Source organism: Pseudomonas sp. NPDC088429 (assembly GCF_044753305.1).
Classification (GTDB): domain Bacteria; phylum Pseudomonadota; class Gammaproteobacteria; order Pseudomonadales; family Pseudomonadaceae; genus Aquipseudomonas; species Aquipseudomonas rustica.
The window spans coordinates 1-13,456 of the sequence record NZ_JBIVMX010000052.1 but is presented as its reverse complement, the minus strand read 5'-3'; the positions used below and the strand labels follow the sequence as shown (position 1 = coordinate 13,456).

The window sequence follows — 13,456 nt, the reverse complement described above, 5'->3', positions numbered from 1 at the left end:
GCATAAACCACCTTTCACCGTTTTGGCGGTGAAAGGTGGTAACTATGTACCGCCCTTCCCCCGCGCTTCCTGATTAGGCTGGCTCTTTCAGCCATCCTCAAGGAAGACGCCATGCCTGACTCCAATCCGCTGTTACTACGCTGGACGCTGCCGCCGTGGCCGACCGTGCGCGCTGAACATCTGCTGCCTGCGATCACAACGATTGTGGCCAACAACCAACTGATCATTGAACAAGTAATCGCCAGCCAGACCGAGCAGCCGAACTGGGACGATCTGATCCTCGCCGTCGATGAAGCCGATGCCACATTGGCTGAAGCCATGGCGGTGATCGAATACCTTTCGATGGGCAAGTCCGCCGATAGCGCGTGGGAAAAAGCCAGCGCGCAGTGCAGCCAGATCGCCGGGCAATACCGGACTGACACGTTGGCGAGCGTGCCGTTGTTCCGTACGTTTCAACGCTTGGAAGACAGTGCGGTCGCCGTTCATTTCGATGCTTCACGCAAAGCGTCACTGGCCAAAATCCTGCGCAGGTTGCGCTTGTCCGGAGTTGAGTTACCGGCGGCGCAACAGGAGAAACTCGCCCGATTGAATCGCGTCATCGGCCTGCTCGAACAGCTGTTCGCCAGCCAGATCGATCTCGCCAACGCTGCATGGACAAAACACATCACCGACTCCGCGCGGCTCGACGGTCTGAGCCCGCACAGCCAGGCGCAACTGGCACTCAAGGCCAGACAGGCCGGGCTCGACGGCTGGCTACTCACGCTGGATCAAAACACCTGCCAGCAAATCATGACGTATGCGCGCGACCGCACTTTGCGCGAGGAATATTTTATTGCCTGGACGACCCGCGCATCCGATCAAGGTCCGCAGGCGGATCAGTTCGATAACGAGCCGGTATTGAGTTTGCTGCTGACCTTGCGGCATGAGAAAGCCGAAATTCTCGGCTTCGATAACTACGCGCAACTGCGCCTCAACGATCGGATGGTCACCTCCACCGCGCAAGTCAGCGCCTTCCTGCAGCGACAAGTCGCGCAAGTCAAACCGCTGATGGAGCAAGAGTCGAAAACGCTGCAGGCGTTCGCCGATCAGCAGGGCTTTGGAACCATTCAGGCCTGGGATCAGGAATTCCTCGCCGAACGGTTACGCGTGCAGCTACTGGACGGCGCGCTGCAAGGCTTGCGGCAGTATTTCCCGCTGGACGCAACCGTGCAGCGGTTATGCCGGTTCAGCGAACATTTGTTCGGCATCACGATTCACGAGCAGCGCACGTTTGATCGCTGGCATGAGCATGTCCGCTTGTATGAAGTCAGCGAACATGGCCAAGTCATCGGGCATATCTACCTCGACCCTTACGCGGGCAAACATGCTGCGGACTATGCCTGGACGGGCACGGTGCGCAATCGGCGAATCGATGCCGAAGGTCGGGCGTCGACGCCGATCGCCGTGCTGTCCAGTAACTTCACCGCCCCCACGCCCGAACACCCGTGCCTGCTGTCGCATCAGGATTTGCGGGTGCTGTTCCATGAATTCGGGCATTGCCTGCAACACGTGCTGACGCGCTCGCCGCATCACAACCTGTCGGGCATTTCCCAGTTCCCACGCGACACCGCCGAATTCGCCGGGCAATTGTTTGAGCAATGGTGTTTGTCGCGAGAATTTATCTTGTGGCTGGCGGCGCATCATCAAACCGCAGAGCGCCTGTCTGAAGCGCGCGTGAACACCGCGCTCACGGCTTTGAGCGCGCAATCCAGTCGAGCGACCGGGATGTTGCTGATGGGCGCTTTGTTCGATTTCGAGTTGCACCACCGCCACGGCGACGGCCGCAGCATTGCGCAGGTGTTCGATGGGGTGCAGCGCCAGTTTGCCGAGCTGCAAATGCCGGACTACTGCCGGTTTGCCAACAGCTTCGACTATTTGGTCACCGGTTATGAAGCTTCGGTGTACGCCTATAAATGGTCAGGCGTGCTGGCGACCGAGGCGTTCAAACGCTTCGAGCACGACGGCGTGTTCAACCCGCAAACTGGTCGGGCGTTTCGCGAGGCATTTTTTTCCGGCGACTCGCCGACGTTGCTGAGTGCTCTGGAAAAATTTCTCGGGCGCCCCGTCAGCGCGGAGCTGTTTGAAACCGCGCCCGATCCAACCACTGTCACTTCAAATTGACCGACTGAAACCAGCTCTTCATAGAGCACGTGGCGAACGCGCTGGTGCTGCAATCACCATTGGCCAGCGCGGTGCGCAGCTTGTCAGCATCGGCCTGCATCACGTAGCGCACGCTGTCGCGGAAATGCCCACTCTCGCCGAATCCGCCTTGGGTCATTTCGCTCAGCGCGTCTTCTTTGCTCCAGCCTTGCACAACCACACGGTACATCGCCGCCATCAAACCGGTGCGATCGGAGCCGTGTTTGCAGTGCAGCAACACTGGGCCGTTGGCTTCGGCAGCCTGAATGGCGCGCAGGGTTTTCAGCACGTCAGCATCGTCGACGTGGTTGGTGCGGTAAGGCAGTTGCACCTGATTGATGTCGGAGTCCGACAGCCAGTTCTGGTCGGATTCCGGCAAAAAGGTAATCACCGTGGCGACTTTGAGATTTTTCAGCAACGGCACCGCGCCACTATCGGGCAAGGCGCTGCGGTAGAGCGTCGGTGACATCTGAAACAGGTTGTATTGCACTTCAACCGGTTGCGCCCATTCAGTCGGGCGCACCGGGGTGGCGGCCTCAGCCTGAGCCGGCATCCAGTACAACAGCGCTACAAGCGATAAACACAAAGCAGGAAACAAACGCACTGGGGACATGCTGAGCTGACCGTGTCGGAATTCTTCAGGAATAGGAGCCGTAGCTTCGTCGTTGGGCGGTCAAAGCCCCGTGAGGCGTTTGTCAAAGAAACGTGAATCCGCGTTGTTTCATCGATTTCATCCAAGAAATCCGGGCTTTTTTTCACTGAATCGGTTCATCCCGATGCTTAGCCTGCTACCATTTGTCACATGATGTTGCAGACGCTTTTCCTTCACCGGGTCTTCTCCCGGCCACGTCGCGACGAAAAATCCTCAAGCCGTTCGCAGAAACGGTTGACCACCATTGATGCCTGATGAGGTACACCTCCCATGTCTGATCAAGATCGAGACAACCCGCGGCGTGAGTTTTTGCGCAAATCCCTGACCCTGATTCCGGTCGTGACCCTCGCCGGCACCAGCCTGGGCAGCAGCGTCCTGCAAGCCGCGCCTGAAGCGGCGCCCGCTGCACCGGCCGCGCCAGCCGCTCGCGCTGACGCCGAGGTGTATCAACCGAGCTATTTCACCGCCGAAGAATGGGCATTCATCAATGCCGCCGTCGCGCAGTTGATCCCCAACGATGCCCAAGGCCCGGGCGCGCTTGAAGCCGGTGTGCCGGAATACATCGACCGTCAAATGAACACGCCGTACGCCGCCGGTGCCCTTTGGTACATGCAAGGCCCGTTCAATGCCGACGCTGCGCCGGAAATGGGCTGGCAGAGCAAACTGGTGCCGAAAGAAATTTATCGCCTCGGCATCGCCGCCACGGATCAGTGGGCAAAATCCCTCAACGGTAAAGTATTTGCCGAGCAAGACAGCGCTACCCGAGAAGATTTGCTCAAGCAACTCGAAGCCGGCAAGCCGCAGTTCGATGCGGTTCCGGCGAAGATTTTCTTCAACCTGCTGCTGCAAAACACCAAGGAAGGCTTCTTCTGCGACCCGATCCACGGTGGCAATAAAGGCATGGTTGGCTGGACGATGATCGGTTTCCCCGGCGCCCGCGCCGATTTCATGGATTGGGTGGAACGCAATGAGCAGTACCCCTTCCCGGCAGTGTCGATTCGCGGCGAGAGGGCGTAAGCATGGCAACGGTATTGAAGAAGGTTGACGCAGTCATCATCGGCTTCGGCTGGACTGGCGCGATCATGGCCAAGGAGCTGACCGAAGCGGGTCTCAATGTGCTGGCGCTGGAGCGCGGGCCGATGCAGGACACCTACCCCGACGGCAACTATCCACAGGTGATCGACGAACTCACCTACAGCGTGCGGAAAAAACTCTTTCAGGACATCTCCAAAGAGACCGTCACCATCCGCCACAGCGTCAACGAGATCGCCCTGCCGAACCGCCAGTTGGGCGCGTTCCTGCCGGGCAACGGTGTTGGTGGCGCCGGCCTGCACTGGTCGGGTGTGCACTTCCGGGTCGACCCGATCGAGTTGCGCATGCGCAGCCATTACGAAGAGCGCTACGGCAAAAGCTTTATCCCCAAGGACATGACCATTCAGGACTTCGGCGTCAGCTACGAAGAGCTGGAGCCGTTCTTCGATTACGCCGAAAAAGTCTTTGGCACCTCGGGCCAGGCCTGGACGGTAAAAGGCCAACTCGTCGGTCAGGGCAAGGGCGGCAACCCGTACGCGCCGGATCGCTCCAACCCGTTCCCGTTGGAAGCACAGAAGAATACGGTTTCCGCACAGCTGTTCGGCAAAGCGGCTACAGAAGTCGGTTACAAACCCTACAACCTGCCGTCCGCGAATACCTCGGGGCCGTACACCAACCCTTACGGCGCACAAATGGGCCCGTGCAACTTCTGCGGTTTTTGCAGCGGTTATGTTTGCTACATGTATTCCAAGGCGTCGCCGAACGTGAACATTTTGCCGGCGCTGAAGCCGCTGCCAAATTTCGAGTTGCGCGCCAACGCTCACGTGCTGCGGATCAACCTCGACAGCACCAAGAGCAAAGCCACCGGCGTCACCTACATCGATGCACAGGGTCGCGAAATGGAGCAACCGGCGGATCTGGTGATCCTCGGCGCGTTCCAGTTGCACAACGTACGTCTGATGCTGCTCTCCGGCATCGGCAAACCGTACGACCCGAAGACCGGCGAAGGCGTGATCGGGCGTAACTTCGCCTACCAGAACATGGCGACCATCAAGGCGTTCTTTGACAAGGACACCCACACCAACAACTTCATCGGCGCCGGCGGTAACGGCGTGGCGCTGGACGACTTCAACGCCGACAACTTCGACCACGGCCCGCACGGCTTCGTCGGCGGTTCGCCGATGTGGGTCAACCAGGCGGGCAGCCGACCGATCGCCGGCACCTCGAACCCGCCGGGCACGCCGGCCTGGGGCAGTGCATGGAAACGCGCGACCGCCGATTACTACACCCACCAAGTGTCGATGGACGCCCACGGCGCGCATCAGTCCTACCGTGGCAACTACCTCGATCTCGACCCGGTGTACCGCGATGCCTACGGTTTGCCGCTGCTGCGGATGACGTTCGACTGGCAGGAAAACGACATCAAGATGAACCGCTTCATGGTCGAAAAAATGGGCAAGGTCGCCGAAGCGATGGGCCCGAAAGCCATTGCAGTGATCGGCAAGAAAGTCGGCGACCACTTCAACACCGCCGCGTACCAGACCACCCACCTCAACGGTGGCGCGATCATGGGCACCGATCCGAAGAAGAGCGCGCTGAACCGCTACTTGCAGAGCTGGGACGTACACAACGTCTTCGTTCCGGGCGCCTCGGCGTTCCCGCAAGGCTTGGGCTACAACCCGACCGGACTGGTGGCTGCACTGACCTACTGGTCGGCGAAAGCGATCCGCGAGCAGTACCTGAAAAACCCCGGCCCGCTGGTTCAGGCCTAAGGAGCGATGACCATGAAGAATTTCGTTATCGCGACCCTGGCCCTGCTCGGCAGCGCCTCGATCCATGCGACTGAGGTTGATCAAGCCTTGATCAAACAAGGCGAATACCTCGCCCGCGCCGGTGACTGCGTGGCTTGCCACACGGCCAAGGGCGGCAAGCCGTTCGCCGGTGGTCTGCCGATGGAAACGCCGATCGGCACGATTTACTCGACCAACATCACCCCGGATAAAACCGGCGTCGGTGAATACAGCCTCGAAGACTTCGATCAGGCCGTGCGCCATGGCGTCGCCAAAAACGGTAGTACGTTGTACCCGGCGATGCCATATCCGTCCTACGCGCGTGTCAGCGAAACCGACATGCAGGCGCTGTACGCGTACTTTATGCACGGCGTCGAACCGGTCGCGCAGGAGAACAAGGCCAGCGACATTCCGTGGCCGTTGAGCATGCGTTGGCCCCTGATGGGCTGGCGCTGGATGTTTGCGCCGAAGGTCGAGGACTACAAAGCAACGAGTACCGACCCGGTGATCGACCGTGGCGCGTATCTGGTTGAAGGTCTCGGCCATTGCGGTGCCTGTCACACGCCACGGGCGCTGACCATGCAGGAAAAATCCTTGAGCGCGGCCGATGGCAGTAATTTCCTCGCCGGCAGTGCGCCGCTGGAAGGCTGGATCGCCAAGAGCCTGCGCGGCGATCACAAGGATGGCCTCGGCGGCTGGAGCGAAGAGCAACTGGTGCAGTTCCTCAAAACCGGTCGCAGCGATCGCAGCGCGGTGTTTGGCGGCATGAGCGATGTGGTCACCCACAGCATGCAATACATGTCCGACGCTGACCTGACCGCGATTGCCCGCTATCTCAAGTCGCTGCCGGCCAATGATCCAAACGATCAACCGCATCAGTACGACGAGAAAGCCGCCAAAGCCTTGTGGAATGGCGACGACAGCCAGCGCGGTGCTTCGGTGTACATCGACAACTGCGCGGCCTGCCACCGCACTGACGGCCACGGTTACACGCGTGTGTTCCCGGCACTGGCGGGCAATCCGGTGCTGCAATCGGAAGACCCGACCTCGCTGATTCACATCGTGCTCAAGGGCGGCACCCTGCCCGCGACGCACACCGCGCCTTCTACTTTCACCATGCCGGGTTTCGCCTGGCGTTTGTCGGATCAGGAAGTGGCGGATGTGGTGAGTTTTATTCGTGGGAGTTGGGGTAACAAGGGCGCAGCCGTCAAACCTGACGAGGTTAAAAACTTGCGCAAGCCTGAGCAAACGAAAAATGATCTGTAAATATATATAGCGTAACAAGCAAAAGGCCTGCCGGAACTTCGGCAGGCCTTTTTATTATCGACTGACAATACCGCTGCAGGCATTGGCTGATGTATCGATATAAGAACTACCGATAGATAATGTATTCAAGCGCATCATCGTTCCGCGTCATCAAGGCGTGTTGATACTTGCATAAGCTTTCGCCAGGGCGAGCAACTTGGCTTGATCTTCAGCATCGATGTCGCCGTCGCCGTCCACATCTTTTTCATTGCGGATGCTGAACGTATGGCCGCCGTCATAAGACGCCGCCGTGACAAAGCTGGAATCTTCAAGCTGAAAGGTTTCTGCGGACTTCTCAGCATCCCAGCCCGAATTCACATAAGCGAAATGCATCTGCACCAGAACTTCTTTCGGATCGACCACAGTGGGGCCAAGTTTTTGTAGAAAGATACCGCGACGGTTCAGGGAACCCATATCAAAATCCTTTTATAATAATTTTTCGTCAAAAGTGACGCGACTCGGATACTACTCAACAATCAATAACAATCACCAGACTCAAGATGTATCGCCAAACTACCAGCCTTGACTTCCTTGTATCTAACTTAGCGTTTTATATATCACGTTATGCGGACGCCGAGCGGCACTGTTCACACGCCTGGGTTCGCGATACTGTATGTGCATACAGTCACGGCGATCTGAACATGAACACCTCGATGCCACCACGCGGCCGCGGCACCGCGACCAACCCGCACAACCGCTTCGCGCCGAGCCGTTCGGTAGCTGAGGACGACGGCTGGTATCAGGAAGTGCCCGAAACACAAAACACCGAGGTGATGATCGAAACCGCGAAAACCATCATCACCCGTAACACATCGCCCGACCTGCCCTTCGATCGCTCGATCAATCCCTACCGAGGCTGCGAACACGGCTGCATTTATTGCTACGCACGGCCCAGTCACGCCTATTGGGACATGTCGCCGGGACTGGATTTCGAAACTCGGCTGATCGCCAAGACCAACGCCGCGCAAGTGCTGGAAGAACAGCTGAGCAAACGCGGTTATCAATGTGCGCCGATCAATCTGGGCTCCAACACCGATCCGTATCAGCCGATCGAACGTGAGCACAAGATCACCCGGCAGATCCTCGAAGTGCTGCTGCGCTACCGGCATCCGGTGACCATCGTCACCAAGGGGTCGCTGATTCTTCGCGATCTCGACCTGCTGACTGAATTGGCGCAGCAGCGGCTGGTGGCGGTGATGATCAGCCTGACCACGCTGGACGATGAACTCAAACGCATCCTCGAACCGCGTGCCGCTGCGCCGAAAGCACGCTTGCGCGCGATTCGGATGATGCGCGAAGCGGGGATTCCGGTCGGCGTGCTGTGTTCGCCGATGATTCCGATGATCAACGACAGCGAAATCGAAAACCTGCTCAACGAGGCTCACGCTGCCGGTGCACAAAGTGCTGCTTATATGATGTTGCGCCTGCCACTGGAAGTGGCGCCGCTGTTCGAGGAATGGTTGGCCGCGCACTACCCGCAACGCGCTGCACATGTGCTGAGCCTGATCCGCCAGAGCCGTGGCGGCGAGCTCTACGACAGCCGTTTCGGCGCCCGCATGCGTGGCGAAGGGCCGTTTGCCGACCTGCTCGCACAACGCTTTGCCAAAGCCATCAAACGGCTTGGCCTCAATCATCGCGAAGGCTACAACCTCGATTGCACAGCTTTTTGCCCGCCGGGCGCACAAATGTCGTTGTTGTAGATGGGCGTCGCAAAAAAAACGCCTGATCGGGCCTAAGCTCGACCAGGCGACTAATTACAACTTGATTAATTAAGCAAGAAGCTGATTAGAACCAACCCTTAATCCAGTCGACGATGGTAGTGAAAGTATTTTTGATATTTTCCCAAGCGTTTTTTACCCACACTACGAACTTCTCAACGATATTGCTGATCCAGAAATAAATCTCGTTGTACAGGTTACTGAAGAACGCCATGATCTTGTCAGCAACGGAAAGAATAGCGCCTTGGGTAGCAGGATACTTCTCGCCAATACCGATGGCCTTATCGTACATTTGGTCGATCTGTTTATTCGATGCTTCTTTTTGGCTTGCCCGTTTCTCCTCCATGCGTTTGCGGAATTCGGCAGCGGCGTCATCACCGCCGTTGGTTTTCTTGAAGTCCTCGGTATCCGCAGTGATCTGGGTCTGGATCACGGTAGTGCTAACTGTACCGCTTCGCTGAGAGTCGTTTTTCAGATCATCAATTGCAGCCTGCTCTTCAGGGTTCAGGGCAGTCAGTGTCGACAAAGTCGAATAAACCGGTTTAACCAGCGCCTGACGACGTGCCCCAGGCGTATGGTCACAGTGCGCCTTATGATATTCGCGCAGCGCATTCATGGTAGTTGCAAAAATAGTCGAAGTAGTCATTTTCAATCCTTGAAAGTTTTAATAAGAGCGCGAAAGTTGCGCCCACCGAAAAACTATAAAAATTAAACTATCAGACCGCAACTAGTTAGTTATTTCAAAAAATAAACACCCTTATCAACAACAACGAAACTTCGTTATTAACAACTAATTCATTACATCGCTACAGCCCTTGGATCAATGTAGCCCGATCGCTAAAAGGCGACTGAGAGCGGCATCACCAAACCTTCTGTCTGCTACCTCGCCAGACGTCACTGATTTAGCGACAATTAGCACAGGTTTGAGGGGCTGGTATCCCCCCGTCGAAAACTGTCAGTCACGTTTTTTGTGACCTGGAACACACGTTCTAGAGCGGTTGATTCAGTTTCAGTTAAGTTTCGGCGGCTACCTTGTTCATCGAGTGACTGACCGGTCTGGATGACCGCGATAGTTTTAAACAGCCACTGGCTTCATACCGGAATACCGGGGAAGATTCCCTGAATCCGTCAAAGAGGATGAATCATGAGTGATAAGGATAAACAGCCGCTGGCTGCGTCGGCGCCGTCCCCAGAAGCGGAATCCGCCGATGCAGCGCTGCGCCAGATCGTAGATGGCTTTTTGCATTTTCATCATGAGATTTTTCCGCAGCAGGAAGAACTCTTCAAGAAACTCGCCACGGCCCAGGCGCCGAAAGCGATGTTCATCACCTGCGCCGACTCGCGCATCGTCCCCGAGCTGATTACGCACAGTTCGCCCGGCGATCTGTTCGTGACCCGTAACGTCGGCAACGTGGTTCCGCCTTACGGCCAGATGAACGGCGGCGTTTCCACCGCGATCGAATACGCGGTACTGGCACTCGGCGTGCAGCACATCATCATCTGCGGCCACTCCGATTGCGGCGCCATGCGTGCGGTGCTCAACCCGGACAGCCTGGAAAAAATGCCGACGGTCAAAGCCTGGTTGCGTCACGCTGAAGTCGCAAAAACCATGGTGCATGAAAACTGTAACTGCGCCGACGAAAAAGAAAGCATGCCGATCCTCACCGAGGAAAACGTCATCGCCCAACTGCAGCACTTGCGTACCCATCCTTCGGTAGCCTCGCGCATGGCGAACGGTCATCTGTTCATCCATGGCTGGGTTTACGACATCGAAACCAGCGAAATCAAAGCTTACGACGCGGATCAGGGACGCTTCCTGCCGCTCGACGGCAGCCATCCGATTCCGGTGGCGACGCCCAAAGCGCGCTTCTAAATCTTCCTAAACATCTGTGTCGTTTGACGCCGGTCGCTGATTCAGCGACCCGGCCTTGCCATGCCTGAAGAAAACGTCGGGAGAATCGCCATGCGTGCGGCTCAATTGAAAGCGGTGTTGCCCCGGGAGCTGCTCGCTTCCGTGGTTGTGTTTCTGGTCGCTCTGCCGCTGTGCATGGGCATTGCGATTGCGTCAGGGTTGCCGCCGGCAAAGGGTTTGATCACCGGGATCATCGGTGGGCTGGTGGTCGGTTGGCTGGCGGGCTCGCCGTTGCAGGTCAGTGGACCGGCGGCGGGCCTGGCGGTGTTGGTCTTTGAACTGGTGCGCCAGCACGGCATCGAGATGCTCGGGCCGATTCTGTTGCTCGCCGGTTTTCTGCAACTGGTCGCTGGGCGTCTGAAGCTCGGTTGCTGGTTTCGAGTTACGGCGCCAGCGGTGGTCTACGGCATGCTCGCCGGGATCGGCGTATTGATCGTGCTCTCACAGGTGCATGTGATGCTCGATGCGTCACCGAAACCTTCCGGGCTGGATAACCTCGCCGCATTCCCGACGGCGGTGGCGCAGGCCGTGCCGTCGTTCGGTTGGCAGGCCGGGTTGCTCGGGCTGTCGACGATTGCGGTGATGTGGTTGTGGGAAAAATTCCGCCCACATTCGCTACGGTTTATTCCCGGCGCGCTGCTCGGCGTGGGGCTGGCGACGGGTGCCAGCCTGATGCTGGCCTTGCAGGTGAAACGCGTTGAGGTGCCGGCGAATCTCGCGGAAGCCATCGACTGGTTGAAGCCGACAGATCTGCTCAGCCTGGCCGATCCGACGCTGTTGATCGCGGCGTTCGCCGTAGCCTTTATCGCCAGCGCCGAAACCCTGTTGTCCGCTGCTGCGGTGGATCGCATGCACAGTGGCGTGCGATCTGATTTCGACCGTGAACTGTCGGCGCAAGGGGTCGGCAACATGCTCTGCGGTCTGGTTGGCGCACTACCGATGACCGGGGTGATCGTGCGCAGTTCGGCCAACGTCCAGGCCGGTGCGACCACACGTTATTCGACGATTTTCCATGGTCTGTGGCTGCTGGCGTTCGTGCTGTTGTTGTCGAGCGTGCTGCAAAGCATTCCGGTGGCGAGTCTGGCCGGTGTGCTGGTGTATACGGGTTTCAAACTGGTCGACCTGAAAGCCTTTCGCGGTCTGAGTCGATATGGACGGATGCCGATGTTCACCTATGCCGCGACGGCGCTGGCGATCATCTTCACCGACCTGCTGACCGGTGTGCTGCTGGGTTTCGGTCTGACGTTGTTGAAGCTGGCGTTCAAGGCCTCGCGGTTGAAGATCAGCCTGATCGATCTGCCGCAGGACGGTGAGATGGAGCTGCGTCTGGTCGGCGCGGCGACCTTCCTCAAGGTGCCGGCGCTGACGCAGGTGCTGGGCAGCATTCCGCAGGGCACGACGGTGCATGTGCCGCTCAATAACCTGAGCTACATCGACCATTCGTGTCTGGAGTTGCTGGAGGAGTGGGGCCGGGCGAATGCGGCGAAGGGCTCGAAGCTGTTGATCGAGTCGCGAGGCTTGAAGCGCAGGCTTGAAGGGCGGATTCGCACAACAACAGGCATCGGTGCAGCCGGCTAAATGTCCCGGTTGAACTCAACCCCTGTAGGAGCTGCCGCAGGCTGCGATCTTTTGATCTTGATCTTCTTAAAAACAAGATCAAAAGATCGCAGCCTGCGGCAGCTCCTACATTGGATCGTGTGAAATCAGGCGGCGGGCTGGTCGAGTTCCAGGCCTACGCCCAATCGGCGGCTCATGCATGGCCAGCGTTTCCACGCGGCGCCGGTGTCCGGGCTGCTGAGTTTTTCGCGGTAGGCTTCTACCGATTCCAGCGCAAAACTTTCGTCGTTGAGCATCTCGTCGATCGCGTGATGCACCGCTTCGTCCAGTTGGTTGGCAAATTCCTCACCGATCAATTGGTGAGCAATCAAGTTGGCGACCGTCATGTCCAAGGGGATCAGTGGCTGGCCGAAATGCTTGATGTACAGGTCGTTGACCTCTTCGACAAAACGGTGCGCCAGATAGGCTTCATCCAGCAGGCTATCCAGGCCAACATGCCCGGCCATGATGGCGGGTGGCTGGAGGAAATACTGCTCGGCGATTTTCAGCACCGGTTTGATCTGCGATTCGATTCCCGCTTCCCTGGCGACTTCATTGGCTGCATCCAGCAGGTCTGGCACTTCATCGATGTAGGCGGCGACAAAACGCGTCAGCACACCCTGGGCGTCGGCTTCCGGCAGTTGAATGGCCGGGTGTAAATGAGGCAGCTTGCTTTCCAGCTGACGGGTCAGCAGGCCGGTGTCTTTCTCGTGCTGTTGGGCTGTTTGGATCTGCTCGCGCAATGCGGCGGTGTTCATGAAAACTCCAGGGAACAAGGCAATGAATTAGGGAAGACATAAGTTAGCTGGCTTACGAAAATTGCTAAGACGCATTTGTCATAATTATTTCATCCTTGATGCAGCTGCGTTATATCGATTTGCCACCACTCGTCTGCATCCTTCTCCATTCGTGCCCTTGAACGCAAGTTCCAGCTGTTTCAGATCATTTACCTCGCCACGTTGCAATTCTCAGCCGCTGACTATACTCGCCAGTGAATGGAGTTAGCTGATGACGCCCGACTGCACCCGCAGCAAGGCCCGGCGATTCAAGTTCGTAGTCTGATGCAGCCGCTCCCTTGCCGCAGGCGAAAGCCGGCGGGATAACAACAACGATAAGGGGAACCCGCAATGATGCGACATCCACACGTCTGGATGGGCCTCCTGTTGTGGTCGATTTTCAGTCCGGCACACGCCGCATGGACTGTGAATATGGCGCCTGGAGCGACTGAAATCAGTCACGCAGTATTCGACCTGCACCTGACCAATTTCTGGAT

At 57.7% G+C, this 13,456-nt stretch carries 11 protein-coding genes and 1 pseudogene; 8 read left to right on the top strand and 4 right to left on the bottom strand.

Annotated elements, in window-relative coordinates:
- The first annotated feature begins 111 nt into the window (after window positions 1–111).
- The gene (locus tag ACIP66_RS21520) at window positions 112–2,160 is read left to right on the top strand and encodes a M3 family metallopeptidase (RefSeq protein WP_400650701.1); all 2,049 of its coding nucleotides are present in this window, start codon (window positions 112–114) and stop codon (window positions 2,158–2,160) included.
- On the opposite strand, the gene ACIP66_RS21515 is transcribed toward ACIP66_RS21520, so the two are convergent.
- Window positions 2,147–2,791, bottom strand: coding sequence for a dual specificity protein phosphatase family protein (locus ACIP66_RS21515; protein ID WP_400650699.1), 645 nt, complete (start codon window positions 2,789–2,791; stop codon window positions 2,147–2,149). The two genes, ACIP66_RS21520 and ACIP66_RS21515, sit on opposite strands and share 14 nt — an antisense overlap.
- Window positions 2,792–3,100: 309 nt before the next feature.
- Here ACIP66_RS21515 and ACIP66_RS21510 point away from each other — a divergent pair, with 309 nt between their 5' ends.
- From ACIP66_RS21510 to ACIP66_RS21500, 3 genes are read left to right on the top strand one after another with little or no spacing between them, the layout of a single operon-like run.
- A complete protein-coding gene (locus tag ACIP66_RS21510) occupies window positions 3,101–3,847 on the top strand; it encodes a gluconate 2-dehydrogenase subunit 3 family protein (protein ID WP_053116393.1) in 747 nt (248 codons plus the stop codon).
- Window positions 3,848–3,849: 2 nt separating this feature from the next.
- Window positions 3,850–5,634, top strand: a complete 1,785-nt coding sequence (locus tag ACIP66_RS21505; RefSeq protein WP_400650696.1) for a GMC family oxidoreductase — start codon at window positions 3,850–3,852, stop codon at window positions 5,632–5,634.
- A gap of 12 nt (window positions 5,635–5,646) precedes the next feature.
- Window positions 5,647–6,918, top strand: coding sequence for a c-type cytochrome (locus tag ACIP66_RS21500; RefSeq protein ID WP_400650694.1), 1,272 nt, complete (start codon window positions 5,647–5,649; stop codon window positions 6,916–6,918).
- A 150-nt stretch (window positions 6,919–7,068) separates the two neighbouring features.
- Here the strand turns inward: ACIP66_RS21500 and ACIP66_RS21495 are convergent, their stop codons facing one another.
- Window positions 7,069–7,371 (bottom strand): hypothetical protein, encoded by a 303-nt coding sequence (locus ACIP66_RS21495; protein WP_400650692.1) that lies wholly within the window; start codon window positions 7,369–7,371, stop codon window positions 7,069–7,071.
- A gap of 227 nt (window positions 7,372–7,598) precedes the next feature.
- Between ACIP66_RS21495 and ACIP66_RS21490 the strand changes: the two genes are divergently transcribed.
- Window positions 7,599–8,657 (top strand): PA0069 family radical SAM protein, encoded by a 1,059-nt coding sequence (locus tag ACIP66_RS21490; protein ID WP_400650689.1) that lies wholly within the window; start codon window positions 7,599–7,601, stop codon window positions 8,655–8,657.
- Window positions 8,658–8,742: 85 nt separating this feature from the next.
- Here ACIP66_RS21490 and ACIP66_RS21485 read toward each other — a convergent pair whose 3' ends face one another.
- Entirely contained in the window at window positions 8,743–9,321 is a 579-nt protein-coding gene (locus tag ACIP66_RS21485) for a hypothetical protein (protein ID WP_400650688.1), read from the bottom strand.
- A 498-nt stretch (window positions 9,322–9,819) separates the two neighbouring features.
- Here ACIP66_RS21485 and ACIP66_RS21480 point away from each other — a divergent pair, with 498 nt between their 5' ends.
- Together ACIP66_RS21480 and ACIP66_RS21475 are read left to right on the top strand one after the other, a co-directional pair.
- Window positions 9,820–10,548 carry a carbonic anhydrase gene (locus tag ACIP66_RS21480; RefSeq protein ID WP_053116387.1) on the top strand — a complete coding sequence of 243 codons (729 nt, stop codon included), beginning with the start codon at window positions 9,820–9,822 and terminating at the stop codon, window positions 10,546–10,548.
- Window positions 10,549–10,638: 90 nt separating this feature from the next.
- Window positions 10,639–12,165 (top strand): SulP family inorganic anion transporter, encoded by a 1,527-nt coding sequence (locus tag ACIP66_RS21475; RefSeq protein ID WP_400650685.1) that lies wholly within the window; start codon window positions 10,639–10,641, stop codon window positions 12,163–12,165.
- 125 nt (window positions 12,166–12,290) lie between these two features.
- Here the strand turns inward: ACIP66_RS21475 and ACIP66_RS21470 are convergent, their stop codons facing one another.
- Window positions 12,291–12,941 carry a hypothetical protein gene (locus ACIP66_RS21470; protein WP_053125446.1) on the bottom strand — a complete coding sequence of 217 codons (651 nt, stop codon included), beginning with the start codon at window positions 12,939–12,941 and terminating at the stop codon, window positions 12,291–12,293.
- A 369-nt stretch (window positions 12,942–13,310) separates the two neighbouring features.
- Between ACIP66_RS21470 and ACIP66_RS21465 the strand changes: the two are divergent.
- A pseudogene (locus ACIP66_RS21465) lies at window positions 13,311–13,456 on the top strand (cytochrome c oxidase subunit II); the annotation flags it as partial.

Bases quoted from the DNA above. Each gene is read 5' to 3' on its own strand.
- ACIP66_RS21520 (WP_400650701.1), top strand. From the start codon at position 112: ATGCCTGACTCCAATCCGCTGTTACTACGCTGGACGCTGCCGCCGTGG.
- ACIP66_RS21515 (WP_400650699.1), bottom strand. From the start codon at position 2,791: ATGTCCCCAGTGCGTTTGTTTCCTGCTTTGTGTTTATCGCTTGTAGCG.
- ACIP66_RS21510 (WP_053116393.1), top strand. From the start codon at position 3,101: ATGTCTGATCAAGATCGAGACAACCCGCGGCGTGAGTTTTTGCGCAAA.
- ACIP66_RS21505 (WP_400650696.1), top strand. From the start codon at position 3,850: ATGGCAACGGTATTGAAGAAGGTTGACGCAGTCATCATCGGCTTCGGC.
- ACIP66_RS21500 (WP_400650694.1), top strand. From the start codon at position 5,647: ATGAAGAATTTCGTTATCGCGACCCTGGCCCTGCTCGGCAGCGCCTCG.
- ACIP66_RS21495 (WP_400650692.1), bottom strand. From the start codon at position 7,371: ATGGGTTCCCTGAACCGTCGCGGTATCTTTCTACAAAAACTTGGCCCC.
- ACIP66_RS21490 (WP_400650689.1), top strand. From the start codon at position 7,599: ATGAACACCTCGATGCCACCACGCGGCCGCGGCACCGCGACCAACCCG.
- ACIP66_RS21485 (WP_400650688.1), bottom strand. From the start codon at position 9,321: ATGACTACTTCGACTATTTTTGCAACTACCATGAATGCGCTGCGCGAA.
- ACIP66_RS21480 (WP_053116387.1), top strand. From the start codon at position 9,820: ATGAGTGATAAGGATAAACAGCCGCTGGCTGCGTCGGCGCCGTCCCCA.
- ACIP66_RS21475 (WP_400650685.1), top strand. From the start codon at position 10,639: ATGCGTGCGGCTCAATTGAAAGCGGTGTTGCCCCGGGAGCTGCTCGCT.
- ACIP66_RS21470 (WP_053125446.1), bottom strand. From the start codon at position 12,941: ATGAACACCGCCGCATTGCGCGAGCAGATCCAAACAGCCCAACAGCAC.